The sequence below is a fragment of the Methylobacterium sp. CM6244 genome (genome assembly GCF_054817885.1).
In genome coordinates this window covers 1,574,185-1,589,629 of the sequence record NZ_CM139247.1, presented here as the reverse complement: position 1 = coordinate 1,589,629, position 15,445 = coordinate 1,574,185, and the positions used below count along the sequence as shown (strand labels likewise).

The 15,445-nt window shown below is 63.7% G+C and carries 16 protein-coding genes; 7 read left to right on the top strand and 9 right to left on the bottom strand.

Annotated features, from left to right (window positions below; all coding sequences use genetic code 11):
- Positions 1 to 83 precede the first annotated feature (83 nt).
- Together ACYQML_RS07345 and ACYQML_RS07340 are read left to right on the top strand one after the other, a co-directional pair.
- The gene (locus ACYQML_RS07345) at positions 84 to 278 is read left to right on the top strand and encodes a hypothetical protein (RefSeq protein ID WP_461235157.1); all 195 of its coding nucleotides are present in this window, start codon (positions 84 to 86) and stop codon (positions 276 to 278) included.
- A 179-nt stretch (positions 279 to 457) separates the two neighbouring features.
- Positions 458 to 1,669, top strand: coding sequence for a GSCFA domain-containing protein (locus tag ACYQML_RS07340; protein WP_461235156.1), 1,212 nt, complete (start codon positions 458 to 460; stop codon positions 1,667 to 1,669).
- A gap of 1,176 nt (positions 1,670 to 2,845) precedes the next feature.
- Here ACYQML_RS07340 and ACYQML_RS07335 read toward each other — a convergent pair.
- The 9 genes from ACYQML_RS07335 to ACYQML_RS07295 are packed head-to-tail and all read right to left on the bottom strand — an operon-like array spanning position 2,846 to position 12,039.
- Positions 2,846 to 3,043 (bottom strand): hypothetical protein, encoded by a 198-nt coding sequence (locus ACYQML_RS07335; RefSeq protein WP_461235155.1) that lies wholly within the window; start codon positions 3,041 to 3,043, stop codon positions 2,846 to 2,848.
- Positions 3,040 to 3,627 carry a hypothetical protein gene (locus tag ACYQML_RS07330; protein WP_461235154.1) on the bottom strand — a complete coding sequence of 196 codons (588 nt, stop codon included), beginning with the start codon at positions 3,625 to 3,627 and terminating at the stop codon, positions 3,040 to 3,042. The genes ACYQML_RS07335 and ACYQML_RS07330 overlap by 4 nt, the downstream gene beginning before the upstream one ends.
- Positions 3,628 to 3,637: 10 nt before the next feature.
- Complete coding sequence (locus ACYQML_RS07325; protein WP_461235153.1) at positions 3,638 to 5,230, bottom strand: FAD-dependent oxidoreductase; 1,593 nt, start codon at positions 5,228 to 5,230, stop codon at positions 3,638 to 3,640.
- Positions 5,231 to 5,233: 3 nt separating this feature from the next.
- Entirely contained in the window at positions 5,234 to 7,426 is a 2,193-nt protein-coding gene (locus ACYQML_RS07320; RefSeq protein ID WP_461235152.1) for a hypothetical protein, read from the bottom strand.
- Between the two features lie 26 nt (positions 7,427 to 7,452).
- Complete coding sequence (locus tag ACYQML_RS07315) at positions 7,453 to 8,169, bottom strand: hypothetical protein (RefSeq protein WP_461235151.1); 717 nt, start codon at positions 8,167 to 8,169, stop codon at positions 7,453 to 7,455.
- Positions 8,169 to 10,790 (bottom strand): phage head spike fiber domain-containing protein, encoded by a 2,622-nt coding sequence (locus tag ACYQML_RS07310; RefSeq protein WP_461235150.1) that lies wholly within the window; start codon positions 10,788 to 10,790, stop codon positions 8,169 to 8,171. The genes ACYQML_RS07315 and ACYQML_RS07310 overlap by 1 nt, the downstream gene beginning before the upstream one ends.
- A complete protein-coding gene (locus tag ACYQML_RS07305; protein WP_461235149.1) occupies positions 10,790 to 11,191 on the bottom strand; it encodes a DUF6950 family protein in 402 nt (133 codons plus the stop codon). Before ACYQML_RS07305 ends, ACYQML_RS07310 begins: the two co-directional genes overlap by 1 nt.
- A complete protein-coding gene (locus tag ACYQML_RS07300; protein WP_461235148.1) occupies positions 11,188 to 11,754 on the bottom strand; it encodes a hypothetical protein in 567 nt (188 codons plus the stop codon). The genes ACYQML_RS07305 and ACYQML_RS07300 overlap by 4 nt, the downstream gene beginning before the upstream one ends.
- 3 nt (positions 11,755 to 11,757) lie before the next feature.
- A complete protein-coding gene (locus tag ACYQML_RS07295; protein ID WP_461235147.1) occupies positions 11,758 to 12,039 on the bottom strand; it encodes a hypothetical protein in 282 nt (93 codons plus the stop codon).
- A 209-nt stretch (positions 12,040 to 12,248) separates the two neighbouring features.
- On the opposite strand from ACYQML_RS07295, the gene ACYQML_RS07290 reads away from it, so the two are divergent.
- From ACYQML_RS07290 to ACYQML_RS07270, 5 genes are all read left to right on the top strand, one after another.
- Positions 12,249 to 12,590 carry a hypothetical protein gene (locus ACYQML_RS07290; RefSeq protein ID WP_461235146.1) on the top strand — a complete coding sequence of 114 codons (342 nt, stop codon included), beginning with the start codon at positions 12,249 to 12,251 and terminating at the stop codon, positions 12,588 to 12,590.
- Positions 12,591 to 12,607: 17 nt separating this feature from the next.
- Complete coding sequence (locus ACYQML_RS07285) at positions 12,608 to 13,660, top strand: DUF2303 family protein (RefSeq protein WP_461235145.1); 1,053 nt, start codon at positions 12,608 to 12,610, stop codon at positions 13,658 to 13,660.
- A gap of 104 nt (positions 13,661 to 13,764) precedes the next feature.
- Positions 13,765 to 14,889 (top strand): DNA polymerase III subunit beta, encoded by a 1,125-nt coding sequence (gene dnaN, locus ACYQML_RS07280; protein WP_461235144.1) that lies wholly within the window; start codon positions 13,765 to 13,767, stop codon positions 14,887 to 14,889.
- 2 nt (positions 14,890 to 14,891) lie between these two features.
- The gene (locus ACYQML_RS07275; RefSeq protein WP_461235143.1) at positions 14,892 to 15,113 is read left to right on the top strand and encodes a hypothetical protein; all 222 of its coding nucleotides are present in this window, start codon (positions 14,892 to 14,894) and stop codon (positions 15,111 to 15,113) included.
- The gene (locus ACYQML_RS07270; protein WP_461235142.1) at positions 15,110 to 15,433 is read left to right on the top strand and encodes a hypothetical protein; all 324 of its coding nucleotides are present in this window, start codon (positions 15,110 to 15,112) and stop codon (positions 15,431 to 15,433) included. Before ACYQML_RS07275 ends, ACYQML_RS07270 begins: the two co-directional genes overlap by 4 nt.
- The last annotated feature ends 12 nt before the right edge of the window (positions 15,434 to 15,445 follow it).

Here is a 15,445-nt window from a genome sequence, read left to right as displayed (position 1 = left end):
GTTGCGCGGCGACCGGCCGGGGCGGGTGTGGTAGTGTTCGCGGATTAGGCGAGGCAGCGGAGCGGGGACGTATGGAAGATCGAATGTGGTCTGCCACTCGGGCGGGTCGGGACACGATCCGAGTCGAGATCAAAAACGGCGTCGCTCAGGTGCTGGTCTACGTCGCTGCGCTGATCCCCAACGACAATCAGACGGCGCCGCTCACTGAGCCCGAGCGGAACGACGCGTGGCGCAAGGCCAAGGAAGCCCTGCGCGCATCGTTGGGCCAGATGGGATAACGCCGGCCTTAAGGCCCGACTGGGGTGCGTGTCAGAACCCCGCAATCTGTGATCCTGGCGACACAACCCGCGCCGCTTTCGTCCAGATCGGATTGCCGACTCGCGGGATCGTGATTCGTCACATAGGGTGCGCAAATAACCTGCGAGCCAATGAGTCCCGCAGTCTTCAGGAGATCGATATGGGAATGCTGGAATTAGTGTCCGATGGCGTGGTTCGTAAGATTAGTTCAAGCTACAGCAATCGACCATCACTGTATCCGGACAATAATTCTCTGGAAAAAGATTACGTAGTCGATAGGTATCTGACAAAAGGGTTTATGCCTGCGGTCCCGTTCGTGACAAAAGATACTCCGATTGTTGCGTTTGGGTCTTGCTTCGCGATCAACATCAGCAACCATCTGAACGCTCGCGGCTATAATGTCCTCACCAAGAAGGACAACGAAGCTTACGTCACGAAAATGGGAGACGGGATCGTCCACACATCGGCGATCCGTCAGCAATTTGAGTGGGCCTGGGAGAACGTCTTCCCGACCGAGGCCATGTGGGAGGGGTACGATCACGAGGAGTTCGGCTACTCCGAGAGCGCTCGCCTCGCGACCAAGGCCCTGTTCGATGCCGCCGAGGTCTTCATCATCACCCTCGGCCTGTCCGAAATCTGGTACGATGAACCGACCGGTGAGGTTTTCTGGAGAGCCCCCCCGAAGGCGAAGCTCGACTCCTCCCGCCACAAATTCCGGGTCGCCAGCTTTGCCGAAACCAAGACGAATATCTACACGATCCGCGCACTGATTGCTAAGTACAACCCGAAGGCCAAGGTGGTGATTACGGTTTCGCCGATCCCACTCGCTGCATCATTCCGCCCGATTGCCTGCCTTTCAGCTAACGCTGCGTCGAAGTCGATTATCCGGGCCGCAGTGGACGAATTTTATAGAGAGACAAAAGAAACCGACGACAACCTTTATTACTTCCCGAGCTACGATATCGTTCTGTATGCTTTTGACAATCAGTTCGTTCCTGATCGCAGGCACGTGAACCGCCCAGTTCTCGACTTCAACATGAAGATATTCGAGCGCTATTTCTGCACGCCGGGCATTGATGACGCCGAACTGCTCGCATCCTTCCGGGCTGCACAAAATGTGGACAAGAAGATTGCCAAGAGGGGGCAGCGGTCGGTTGCTGACTATCAGCAGGGGAAGCAAACCAAGCGGGAAAAGGCGCTCGCCGACCGAAAAGCCTCTCGTCTAGCGATCAAAGCCGAACGGCGGGCCGCACAGATACAGGCACGAAAGGCCATGCCACCGACAGCGGAACATCTTGAGCGCCTAGCAAAGCGCAAGGAGCAAAAGGCGGCTGCTAAGGCTGGCAACTCAGAGGCGGTGGGATCGATCTAATTTTTTACCAACCGAAGGCGGGTACGCTCTGCCTTCGGTTTAAGCTTTTGACCCACCGCGCCCTGGCGGTCGCAGATCTCATCCATCACCGGGCGCTTTAATAGTCCGATCGCCTCCTTAAGCGCCCGAACCGCCACCCTACGCTCTCTGACATTGGGTGGGAGGCACGAACCATCACCGTAGTCGATGAAGATGTCCGTCCCATCGACGCTAACCCGAACTTCTGTGGGCGACATTTTGTGGCCAGCTGGTTATAGGAATTCTGCGACGAGCGGCCTCAACTGGTCCACCGCGAGAGCGTCGGCAAGCCACGATGCGATCACATGTCCTTGTGGTCGCCAGTCCCTCGATCAAGCTCGGAAGCGTCGGCCTTAGGTTCCGACTGAGGTGCGTGTCGTCTACGGAGCCACTGCCGGAAGCGGCTGGTTGATCCGCCACCGCAACGTTCCCCATTTTATAAGGATGATGTATTGTTTTGGCGATCGTGCAAAAGTGACGTTCAACCGTCTCATGAAACGCAAGCTATTACAATTCAGTTCAAAGTTTTTGAAGGATAAGCTATGGCAAGCGACGCAAAGGGCAACGCAAGTCAGACCGTGAGCGCCTTAGATATAACCTCCTATAGCATAATCCGTATACCGGATATGAACTCTATGTGGTTTCTCAATATTGAAACAAATAACTCATCAATTCATTATATATTAACTAAATCTAAAGCTGAAGAAATCGGGCAAGCATTGCTAAAATCATCAGCGATGATGGTGGACAGAAGCGAAATGTCTTGAGTTCGGTGACTGCTCAATTCTAGAGAAGGTCATGGACTGTGCTCACGATGTCCGGGGCTGCACGGCAACCGGCCGGCTTGGGAGGGGATTCCTCTGGGTGCAAGGTGTGCTATTGTCAGCAGATCAGTGCGGCGGCGTGGAGATGACACGCTACCGAGGGATAAGGGGGCCGCGCCGGTTGTCCTGAAGTCACAAGACTTCGTTCCGGACGGCAGCGGGTCGCGAACAACCACCCCGCCCGCACTGGTCTCAGTTTTTGTGGTATCCTCGCCCCGACACGCCGGGACGGCCCAGAGCCAGCGAGAGGCCCTAACCGCCCCACTCGAAGACGGTGAACGAGCGGCGACCCCCCCCGCCGCCGGCCTCAGGGTCCGACTGGGGTGCGTGTCGTCTACGGCGCGCGGAAGCCATCCCGCTTCGTCCACTTCCAGCCCTCGGCGACGGGCTCGCCTTTCGGCACCTCCACTGCGCTCACATCCTCCATGTGATCCGGCGGGTGGAAGGTCTCGTCCTCCAGCACCTCGACGATGCCGGTCACGACGTTCTGGACGCCCGAGGTGTCGAGGATGGCGTATCGGGTGATGCTCATATCGGATGGCCTCGGTTGTCGTCAGCGATGAGGACGTCTCCGTAGGCCCAGAACGAGAGCTTGAGAGGCGTCGCGTTGACGGCGTTGACGTAGACGTGGAGCCAGTCCGCGCTGCGGTGGACGTTGGGCAGTGCAAATTCGAGGATGGCGTAGGGGTCGGCCGCAAGCGGGGCGAGATTGGCTGGCGTGATGTCGACGAGCTTGTCTCCGCTCTGGTCCCGACCCGTCCAGATCGAAAGGTTGATGGCGCCGATCTCTCCGATGGGCAGACCCACGCTAATTTTCGAGATGCGATATAGGTAGGGTCGCATCCGCAGCGCGAAGTCCTCGCGGTTCGCATCCGTGATGCTTGACCCTGCCACGGTCATGTCGACGTCTCGGAGCACACCCAGATGGGGCACAGGCGCGAAGAACGGATGCCCGCCCGTTCCGTCCGCGCCTTCGATCTCCATCAGTTTACTGAAGTAGAACGGATGGGCGACGAGTTGCCCGCGCACCACGCTAACCCAGCCATTGCCGATCGGCGGTTTCAGCCCGCCCACCGACCCGCCGCTGCTCGCGCCGCGCCTTTGATAGGTTCCCACGGGCATCTCCTCAAACGGTTGTGACGGCGCCGACCGCCGTTAGGGCGGCCTTCAATTCGGAATACGGAACCTGCCCGATAGTGCGGCCGGTGCTCCAGGCGATGCCGTGCAACATGCCAAGGGCATCCGCCACGCAGGCAACCGTCTCTTCCATGCGGTAGGAGGATCGGAAGATCGACGTTCCGCACAGCCCCCACGAGACGGTCATGTTTGGGCAGACGTTGGCCTCGGGGAGACAGGCGCGGAGTGAGATGCCGTAGTCGAGTTCGGTGTAGTCCGTACCGCCGTCCTTGTTCACGAGGCCATCAGACCGCGTGAAATAGTAGGCGGTGTGAATGTCGATCGGGTAGCCGCCGGTGGAAATCGCGTCCGCAGGGTTGAACTTGGTCCCGCTGGGCCGACCAATGACGTCGGTGAGCGACATCATGTATTGGCCGACAATGCACCGCCCGTCTCTGACGTAGAAGCCCGCAGGCCAGCCGGGGAACTCAATATAATCGTCTACGAATTCATCAAGCGGCAGACCCCACTGGATAATGCCAGTACGCTTTACACCAGAGATGCGGGAGTCGTTCGCCCAGACCCAATGAGCTCCCATGACCTCAATGGCGGCCTTGGACTGCTTGATCTCACGCTGGCGGTACGACATCTCGCACCACCCGTCGGTAAAAATCCCCGGCATGTCCGTGCCGTTGGTGGAGTAGCGTCCGGGCTGGCCGGTTACAGTACCCGAGATCCCACGGGCGGAGACCGAGTAAGGGAATGAAGACCCGGAAGCCGAGCCATCTGGAGGGTTGGCGAAGTTCTGCGTGTTGTTCGTCATCTCGACGATACGCTTCGAGTCGGCCGGTCCCCAGCCTGACGGTTTGCTCCACGGGATACTCTCGACGTTCCGCATGAGAGAAAACCGCCAGCCGTAGCTCTGCGAAACAGCCGACCCTTCCCCAAGGCGCATCCCAGGCCGTGGGGGTTGCGTCTGGTTCCTGATGCGATCGCCGCGCAAATCGTAGCCGCGAAAGTTTTGCGGAGCATGGTGGCCTGGATTGAAACCTGGCGTACTCATGCCGCCGCCCCGGTCGGGGTTGTCCACCTGCTCGTCGTAGAGCGTCACCCCGTCGCGTCCGCCGCGCATCGGTACCTTCGCCATGAAGGCGAGATCCACTTCGTAGGAGCCGTCGTTGGTCGAGTGGAGCGCGTTGTAGATATCGCCGTTCTCCAGCACGACCTTCTTGACCGCGCCCGTTGCCGGGTCCGGGACGACCTGCTTGAGCCGGGCATTCTTGATCACCGTCACGTTCGGGCTGTCGAGGAGGAAGAAGGTCATCGCCTCCTTGGCCTCGATCGACGAACGGTCCTTCATCTCGGAGCCGTCCGTCATGTTGTAGGGAGGCCGCGACGCGATGCGCTGGAGCATCTGCTTCATGTAGCCCCAGCGCGGGGTCGACCAATCCCCGACGCCGAGGCCGCCGGTGAACATGCCACCGACGTGCTTCGTCCATTCCAGGACGCAGACCGTCATGCCGTAACTGGCGGCACGCCGAGCGGTGATGAGACCGTGGATGGTCCCGCCGTAGACGATGAGATCGAAGTTGAAGGTTGCCATCGGTTACGATCCAATCGCGGCCATGTACTCGGCCATAGCCGTGTCGATCAGAAACAGTTCTGCGTCGGTCATGTACTCCCCGACAAACATGAAGCGCGGCGTCGTCTGCGTGAAGGCAGTGGCACCGGTCGTTCCCGTGTTGCAAAGGCCGAGCATTGAGAAGTTATTGCCGCTGAACGCGGAAGATGCGCGCACGACGTCTTGGGCGGTCTGCTTGTAGATGTAGCGGTACTTGTCGGAGGTATTGCGCGACGCAGCAAATAGTCCGCCGCGATCCGTGACCGTGACGACATCAGTCGAAGTCGACGCTGACCTTGCCGTCCCGGACGGGCCAGGGCGGTTTACGCCGATGGCCAGGGTCTGAGCGCCCATGGCGAAGGAGCCCGCAATATCGAGCCCGGAGTCCGCATAGACGCCCATTGAGTAGTTGTTCGGATTAATTCCCGTATCCGTCGCCGGCACATACCCCCAATCGAAATAGGTCGAGCGGCTAGGTTCGCCGAGGAAACCGCGCTTGGCCGTGTGTACCGGGTCGTTGAAGAGCGTAATGCGCTTGCCATCGCGAACCATGTCGATACGCGAGGACGAAGGGTCGGTGTTTGCGAGGAGATAGGCCGTGCGGAACTTCCGCAAGGGTCCGGCTCCATCGGCGTAGAGCCGTTTGTAGAGAGCACGGAGCGTGGTGCGATCGGCCGTGCTTTGCGTACCCGACATGCGGGTAATCCAGGCGTCAGCCAAGGCATCCGATAGCGGATTGACGTTGCTGGTGTTGGTGAAAAACGAATAAACCGGGATCTGGATACTGTCGGCGGAGGCCAGATAGATCGCCTGCTGCGAGCCGTCTCGGAAGCTCTCCCAGTCACCAGGGCCAAGTGTTTTTGTATGAGCGCTGTAGGGGAGCGGCGGCTTGCCGTAACCGATGAGCAATGTCCCCGACTGGCCATTATGGACGATCTCCCCGCCATTGCGGAAGAGATCGCTGGCCCACCAGAGCTTCGCGTCGGGACCGAAGTTTGTTGGCTCTTGGTAGAACCGAAATCTCTTCTCCACGGAAATGCCCTCTAGCAAGGTTTTGAAATCCGCCCATGGGATGAGGGATGTCGATTTCTTGTCGGCGCTAACCGTCATCACGAATTCGGCGTCGGCGATGATGGTTTTGACCGGAGCGCCAGCGAGCAGAGCCGCCGCTGCCGCTTTCGACGTCGTGTCGCCGGTACGCCGCCACGCCACGGGCGTTCCCGTCGGCGCATACTCGCCCGCGTTGGGAACGAGACCGGGGCCAGGGACGCCGTAACCCGCCTCAGTCGAGATGCCGGCGTGGCTTCCGGTATCGGTGTCGGGCACGCGGCCGATCGTGTTGAGAACCGGCGTCACCAACGAGAGCGCGGTATCGGCGGTGCCGCCGCTGCTCCAGGTGTTGCGCTGGATGATGCCCGCGCTCTGCGCCTGCCCTTGGCCTCTTTCCAGCGTCGCAACGCGCGCCAAAAGCGAGGCGATATCTGCGCCGCCGGCAAGGGCGTCGGTCACATCGTAGAGCCAGACTTCTCCGAGGTCGGTCTGATGCCCGTTGCCATAGACCCGGAAATACGGGACGCCGTAGCGCGATGTTTCCGGCACCGTGTAGCTATTGGAGCCCGGAGCGCCGGCCTTCCCGATGAAGGTGTCGACGAAGTAGGCGCCGACATTTTTTAACGGCGTGTAGGGATCACCGAACCGCACATCACTGACGACGCCGAACGTCGAGCTGAGGTTCTGAAACCGCAACTCAACGGCATTGTTCGCCGGGTCGGTCGGATCTTGAAAGCGGGCAAAAGCGTGCCGCACGAGGTACGCGCGACCGGGGCGCATGTAATAGGCCCGACGCGGCGCGACATCGATGTAGCCGAGGCCGGGATCGGTATCGGCGCCGGCGATGCGCAGCACCTGACCGAGCTCGCCGCCGTTCTCGACAGTGCCCTTATCGATGGCAGGCCGAAGCTTCGGAGCCCCCGTCATCTGCCGGGTGAACAGCGTGCGCGAGTCACCGGGGCGATTGGGCGTGCCGCCTACGAGGTCGGTGTACGGGGCGAGTGTGATCTGCAGCGCTGCCAGTGCCGCCGCGATACCGCCGACCTTGTCCGCCTCGACAATGGCAGCGTTGATCTTGTCGCGCGCGGGAGCGCCCACGTCCGAAGACGAGAGTTGAGGTAGGGCCATGCGGTCCTCGGTTTGGAAGGGGTGCGCTAGGGGGCTTCGACGAGGTCGAGGCTGACGGTGCCGAACCGCGAGAGCTGCAACTCGATCTCAGCGTCATCGTCAGATGCACGCTGCATCGTGCAGAGCGGCCGGGCGAATTCCAAAACGGCGCCGGCCGCGTGGTCCGCCCGCAGCCACGGCCGGACCACGACGCTGATGTTGCCTGGTGCGGGTAGCCCGCCGGCTCCGGCAGGGTCGGGGCTGGCGAGGGCAATGATGATGTGAAGACGCCCGGCGATGCTGAACATCATGCCGGGGATGAGGAAGCCGCCGCGATTGCGTTGAATGGTCAGGGTCGTGGCATTGAGCGGCGCCGCGAGAGCCAAGCGGAAATCCAGATCGGCCGAGGTGTCTGCGTTCGCATCCCAGGCGGGGTCGCGAGCGGCATCCTTATCGCCCCTGCATCGAGATATCCGGCCGCCCGTCAAAGGATCGATAGCCCAGGGCACGCGGGCACCTAGACGCGGGCCTACCAGCAACGTGCCAGCCCGCCCATCGAGGCCGGCGAGCAGCGCCTGCATGGCGAGGACTTCGGCCGGCCTGTTGACGGGCACCGTCAGGCTCGCGGTGACGTAGCCAGTCGGGCCGACGACAATCAGTTCCCGGTTGGTTACTGACCGGCCGCCGCTTTTCGATGTGCCCTTGTTCGGGTTCCACCGCTCGGATGCGATCCTGAGGACCGAAGGCCAGGGGAGAGATGCCATCAGGTCACCGGGGCGAGAGAGCAGGCCCAGGCGAGGAGGCCTTTGGTCGTGTCGCCGATGTAGGAGAAGGTCGTTCCGCCGCTGCTGAGCAGCAGGCGGCTCTCAACCGCCGTGGTGGCCGCTGTCGCCTGGAAAATGACCAACCACCAGTCGTTCGGCAGCTTCACGATGGAGGAGGTCGTGGCGCTGAAGACCGTCCCGCTGATAGACGACATGGTCACAGTACCGGCCGTCAAATCGAACAGAAGGCGGGCGTAGGCAGACCCATTGCTATCGATCAGATCGAGCCGGCCGTTTGTGCGGCCTGCAGCCTTCAATCCCCAGACCGCGCGCACCTTACCGCCCGACGTGAGGCCGGTGGAGCGATAGGCGATCGTGTGGGCGCCGTTGGCCGTCGTCTCCGGCAGGAAGGTAGCCTGAGCACCATCCGGACCTGTTCCCTGCGCCACTGGCTGGCCAATCGCCGAGCGCACCCACTCGGCGTTCGACAGATCGTTCGGGAACGAGTTCTTTGCGCCCGGCTGGGTCACGTAGAGCAGCGACTGCGAGGCGCTCGGTGCGCTCGAAACGCCGGACCCGTTCTGAGCCGTCAGCCACCAGGTGATGTAGCCGAGTGAGATCGTGTCGGGGAGCGTGTCAGGCTGGTTCGGGTCGACTGCCTTGCTGACGCTAAGGGCAGCATCCGCGAACACCTTGCCGAAGCCGTTGGCGCGGAAGAGCTGAACGGTTCGGGCGTTGCCGCCGGACTGCTTGATCGCGTGGTTGACCGTCGTCCCGCTGAGCGTCGCCGAGCTGTAGGCCGGCACGTTCGGTGCCGTCGCGTCGGCTGTTACCGCGAGCGTTACCGTGTCGCTCCAATCGGACGACTTGCCCCCGATCCGGAAGCGGACGCGGAAGGTAAAGGACTGCGTGTCGGTCAGCGGGCCGGCTTCGGCGGACAGGCTGTCGGCACGAATGCCGATCTGCCGATATTCCGTGTCAGGGGAGCCCGTGAGCTTGACCTGCGCCTCAGGGATCACGTCGGCACGGCTCGACGCCAGCCATGTGACGACGGCCCAGACGCCCACCGTTCCGTTGCCGATCGCTCGGCGCTCCGCACGGATGCTGACGATCGGCTTAGCGATCACGTCGATGCTTTGGATGGCCATGGGCGCCGTCGGCCGCGGTGGCTCTTCGGTTGCCGGATCCCACTGGTAGGTCGACGGCCGGACAGACGCGAAGCCGACGTCGCAGCCGGAAAGATCGCCACGAATGGAGAACGAGGACAGTCGGCAGGGCGCGTCGATCATCGGCCCGATCTCAGGCATGGGATCGAAGGTCACCTGCGCCGTTTCCTGGTCGAGGGCGTCGAGGATAGAGAAGTCGGTCCCGAGCGTGCCCTTCCAATCCGGGTTGTCGTTGTCGAAGCGGATCTTCGCGAGGCGCGCCGCCTGCGTCCAGCTCGGGACCATGACCAAGTCAAAGCCCGTGTCGAGCTGCCCGACCCGCGACTGCGAGGCCTCGTCTTCGCGCGAGGTAAGCTCGGTCGGGCCGTAGAAGTTGTCCGGGTCCGTGTAGGACACGCTCATCCGGTTATAGGCGTCGAGCTTGTCCACGCCGTCGGTCACGGACGCGGTGACGATATTCTTCGTGGAGATGTTGACGAGGGGGGCCACATACTTGCCCCCACGGATGCCGATCAGACCGGAGGGCCGACGCACGAGTTGCGCTTCGCAGGTATCGCACATGCGAGCGAGGACGTTCTTCGGGGCTTCCAGAAGACTGTAGGTGCCGCCGATCCGGTAGCGCGGCTCAAGCGTCCCATCCTTACGTGCCACGGCCTCGGCGCACTCGGCGCGAAAGGCCTCGAACGAAGGCACGTCCATCCGCGAGCGCGCGAACCGCATCCCGTCGCGGTGGCGCAGGTAGTCGAGGATGCACAGGGCCGGGCTTTCGGAAAAGGCCCACGTAGCGTCGTTGTCGGGGTCCTGAGCCGAATTACTCGTATCCCAGACACGGGCGCCGCGGACGACGAAACGAAGAACCGTCGCGTACCCCTGCGGATAGATGATCGACACCTCTTCTTTCTTCACACCGAGGAAGAGGCACGCGACGTAAGCGATACCGTTTAGCTGATGCGCCGCAGTCCACATCTCCGGGTATGCTTGTCTGATGATAGCAGAGGCCGGCTGGTTCTTGTCGCCAAGGCGTGCCTCGAACTGGATGCGGTTGAGGTAGGGATAATCAATCGTGGCTCCGCCGTCCTCACCTGCGCTTGTCGAGATGTGCCTGTCGCCGATCCAGTATTGCTCAATGCCGTCGATGCGGTCGGTGGCAATCATGATGATCTGATAGAGGTTATTGTTTCGAGCGTCCCAGAACGCCCGCTTCCCGCCCACCATCGCGCGACCGTAGATCCGGATGCGCGCGCCCATCGCCTCGTTGAGCGTGGCCTGCTGCGCCTGATCCCGCTGCTTGGGCGCGGTGAGCGCGCTGATGAGAAGCTGGCCGCCCAAAGACGCGCCAAGGATCGTCGCACTGCCCGCGATGGTCGCCGCCGTTGCCGACGCCGCCGTTGCCGCCGATACGGCACCAGCCTCCGCCAGTGCGCTCAGGATGGCGAAACCGATCGTCTCCGCCATTAGACAGACCAAGCCATGAGAGGGCTGGCCGAGCCGAACAGGACGCCGTCGCGAGTTTTCCAGGCCCAACCAGAGCCGGAGCAATTCAGCATCAGGAATGCACCAATCCGGGTTTCGATGACGCCGACATCGCCTGGGATGGGGTCGGCAGTTCGAGCCAGCCCGCCCCGGACGGCGAGGCTGGCGGCAAGGGCTGGCAGGCCGCCCTCGCGCTTGAGGAGCCGAGAGCAGGACAGAGCGTCGTGATAGGTACCGCGCAGGTGCGCAGCCGGATCGGTTCCGACTTCGCCGGCGATCCAGTCGCAGGGCCAGAGCGAGCAATCGCACCGCCCCCATACGAAGGGGGAAGCGGCGCCCACGACCAGATGCTGACGGAGTCGCGTCAGTCGTTCGATACTCACGCAGGCCAGTAAATCGTTTTGCCGGGAAGGCTCGCGACCTGCTCAAGCCCCCGATCGCCAGGGAACCGGGCGTTCTGATCCGTGTCGGTCAGGTAGCCGTAGGGTGCCTTCGAGCGGTTCGCCCAAGGGCACTCGGCCGACACGCTGACATTGTAGATGCCGTTGCCTTTGGCCTCGAACTTCATCTGGTCCATCTCGCCCTGCCAGATGACGGCCGGCTGATCGAGCAGCGCCCAGGTGTCGGTAAAGAACTGGATGTAGACCCAGACGTCTCGGCCTTTGACCAGCGTGCGCTGACTGCGAGCGAGTGCCGCGGTGCGGGCGTTCGTTCCGGCCAGTGTGAAGGTGGCGACGGGGGCTGTAGTCCCCACCGGGCTATCAAGGCCGGTGATCTTGCCCATGCCCTCGGAGCCGCGCCAGACCTTGCTGTCGAGCGTCCGCAGCGATCCCGAGCCCAGCCAAAACCGGCCGGGATCGTCGCGGAAATCGAAGAACACCAGGAGCGCAGCACGAATGACGTCGCCGCGCAGGGCCGCCGCGCGGGTCGCATCGAAATAGCCCATGCGTCAGGCCCCGGCCCGCCGCTGGATATCCCGCATCTTGGCCGGGAGAGCCCGGTCATGATCCTCGAGGAGCAGACGGATTTCTTGGATGGAAGCGCCGGGCTGCGTGATGCTGAGCATGGTGCCGCCGATGGTGATGGGGCCGGACATCGGGGCCGGCTTCTGAGCGGGCGCGGCCGGCATGACTGGGACGACCTTGAGGACCGACGGGGAGGCCGGGCTCGGGACTGATCCACCAGCGGCGACGTAGCCGCCGGCCGCGTAGCCCTGCGTCGCACGGCGCATGCGCTCGACGTTCCGGACACCACCGTTCCGACGGATATCGTCCTGACTGAAGACGATCTCACCCTGCTCTGCTCGCAGGCCGACACGGCGCGCAGCCCGGTCGCCCGCCGCATCCGCCGCGATCTGCCCGGCCTCGCCGGCACCCTCGCGGTCGCCCGCGCTCTCAGCTCACCCCCGGCGCTCGGCGCCCTACCGGAGGCCGTTTCGGCATGATCCTCAACACCACGGACGAGATCATCGGCGCGCTCGAGCGCGGCGATCTCTCGAAGGACTTCAACGTCGCCATCCGCAACGTCCTCCAGGCGCTCCACGACGCCGACGGCGGCACGGGCGGCGTAGATCTCAAGCTGAAGATCTCGGCCAAGGGCGAGATGGTCACCATCAAGGCTAGCATCGTCGAGAAGCTGCCTCCGAAGGACCGCCGCTCGTCGAGCTTCTTCGTGACCGGCGATGGCCGCCTGTCCCTCCAGCATCCCGATCAGGTCGACATGTTCCCGCCCGGCGACCGCCGCCGTGACGCCGTCGACATCACCGTTTCCCGCAGCGCCTGACAGGAAGGCCCATCACCATGGCTCAAGATTATCCCGAGATGCAGAGCGGCCCTCTGCTCTCCGCGCCCATCGGCCAGATCAGTGGATCGGCGATTAAGGAAGTCGCGGACCTCGCCCGCAAGGCTGCAGCCAATGCCGGCTTCCTCGAAATCCCGAGCGAGGCGCTTCCCGGCTCGGCCTTGCTCGGCAAACCGCACCTCACCGTCATCATCGGCGCGGACGGCAAACCGGAGCTGCGCAGCCTCAAGTCCGACATTGACGCCTACCGCACCAAGCCGGCCTTCCGCGAGGGCACGGCCACGGCCCTGACGCTCGGCTCCCTCATCGAACTCGTCAACAGGCACGCCAACCACGACACGGCGATCTTCGTCGATGCCAACTGGAAGGCGCCGAAGATGCTTGCCGTGATCGACTATCACGCGCAGGCCGGGTCGATGGTCGGTGCCGACAGCGAGCCTCGCACCCGCCAGAGCTCGACCGACGGCGAGGACGAGCTCGCACGCTTCGGCCGCCACCGCATCGCCTACGAGTTCCCTCTGTCCGAGGCGTGGAAGGTCTGGGTCGCCGGGAACGGCAATTACATGACGCAGGGCGATTTCGCCGAGTTCTTGGAAGACCACGTCCACGAGCTTGCCGCCCCGATCCTCTCTCTGCCGGATGAGGCCGACCTGGAGCAGCGGTTCAAGACGAAGATCGCGCATCCGTCCGACGTCATGGACCTCGCGCGCGGCCTGGACGTGAAGGTCGGCGCCTCGGTGAAGAACCGGGTCAAGCTACAGTCCGGTGAGACGCAGTTCGTGTTCGAGACCGAGCACCGCGATTCCGAAGGCCGCGAACTCACCGTGCCGGGCCTGTTCCTGCTCTCCATCCCGATCTTCTATCGCGGCGAGCAGGTGAGGATGCCGGTGCGGCTGCGCTACCGCCTGCAGGGCGGGGCGATCCTCTGGGCCTACCAGCTTCACCGGCCCGACGAGGCCGTGGATGCGATGGTGCGCGGCGATGTCGATCTCGTCGCCAGGGATACCGGCCTGCCGGTCTACGACGGCTTCCCCGAAACCGGCGCTCGCTGACACCCGATCCTGCGGCGACCTGGACCCTCTCGCCGCAGGCACTTCGGCGGGGCGCAGCGATCACGCCGCCCCGCCGCCTTTCTCACCCTCGCACCGGCAGACCCATGCGCCTCACCTGCGAACGCTCCGCCCTGCTCAAGGCCCTGTCGGTCACCTCGCGGATCGTCGAGCGCCGCAACACGATTCCGATCCTGTCCAACGCCCTGCTCACCGCCGACGGCAAGCGCCTGACGCTGCGCGCGACGAACCTCGATCTGGAAGCCTCCACCGCCTGCGCCGCCGAGGTTGCGGAGCCCGGCAGCACCACCGTGCCGGCGCAGATGCTGCGCGACATCGTCGGCAAGCTGCCCGAAGGCGCGATCGTGTCGCTCGACGATACTGACGGCAATGGCCGCATAATGCTCAAGGCGGGCCGCTCGCGCTTCCAGATCGGCACCCTGCCGGCCGGGGACTACCCCGACCTCCAGGCCGGTGAGATGAGCCACCACTTCGCGTGGCCGGTCGCCGACGTGCTCCGCATGGTGACAGAGACGAGCTTCGCCATCTCCAGCGAGGAGGTGCGGTATTACCTCAACGGCGTCTACCTCCATGCCTGGCCCGAGGGTGACCACCACAACGGCCTGCGCACCGTCGCCACCGACGGGCACAAGCTCTCACGCCTCACCCTGCCGCGCCCCGAAGGCGCCGCCGGCATGCCGGGCATCATCCTGCCCCGCAAGCTCGTCGAGGAACTGAAGAAGGTCGTCACCACGGACGGCGCGGCGTTCTTCCAAGTCGCGGTGTCGACGACGAAGATCCGCCTGGAGCGCGACGACTTGGTGCTCACGTCGAAGCTAATCGACGGCACCTTCCCCGACTACCAGCGCGTCATCCCCACCGAGAACGGCAACCGCCTCACCCTGGCCCGCGCCGACTTCGCCAGCGCGCTCGACCGGGTGAAGACGGTCTCCGGCGGGCGCGGCCGGGCCGTGAAGCTCGACATCTCCGAGGCCGGCGTCACGCTCTCCCAGCACAACCCGGACAGCGGCGATGCCACCGACGAGGTGGACGGCGAACTCGACGGCAAGCCGCTGAGCATCGGCTTCAATGGCGACTACCTCGCCGAGATCCTCACCGTCCTCGACGCCGACGCCATCGAAATCGCCCTCGGCGACCCCGGCTCACCCACCATCCTGACGCGCAAGAATTCGGACGATCTGACGATCGTGCTGATGCCGATGAGGGTCTGACGATGAAACCGACCACCCTTCACCACCGCCGCGCCGAACTGTCCGCCGCCTACACCAAGGCCCGCCGGCAGCACCGCGCCCACGCCTCCATCGGCGAGCGCCTGCGTGAGACCACCACCGCACTGCTCCGGGCGGAAATTGCCGAGCGCAAGCCCCGTCGCGGTCGTCCCCGGACGCCGCGTCCCGCCAATCCCGATCTCTTCGTCAGCGAGGCTCAGCCGTGACCGCACCATCCCTCATCCGCGCGGCCAAGGCCGCCCCCGACCGCGCCACTCGCATAAGCCTCATGGCGGAGACCATGCGCCTCCACCGGCATGGCCCGGAAGAGGCGTGCACCTTCCACCACCTCACTGCCGCCGGCTTCACATCGGCGGAGATCGAGGCCTACCGCGACGAGGCCCGCGCGATCCTCTCGGGTCGACCGGCCGTCGTCCTCGCCGCCCCGCCCGGCCGCATGGAGGGCGAGCAACTGGTGAAGGCTGCCCGCGCCGTCCGCCGCCGCATCACCCCGCCGGCCGCCCGGCAAGCCGGAGCACGGTCATGATCGGCACCATCC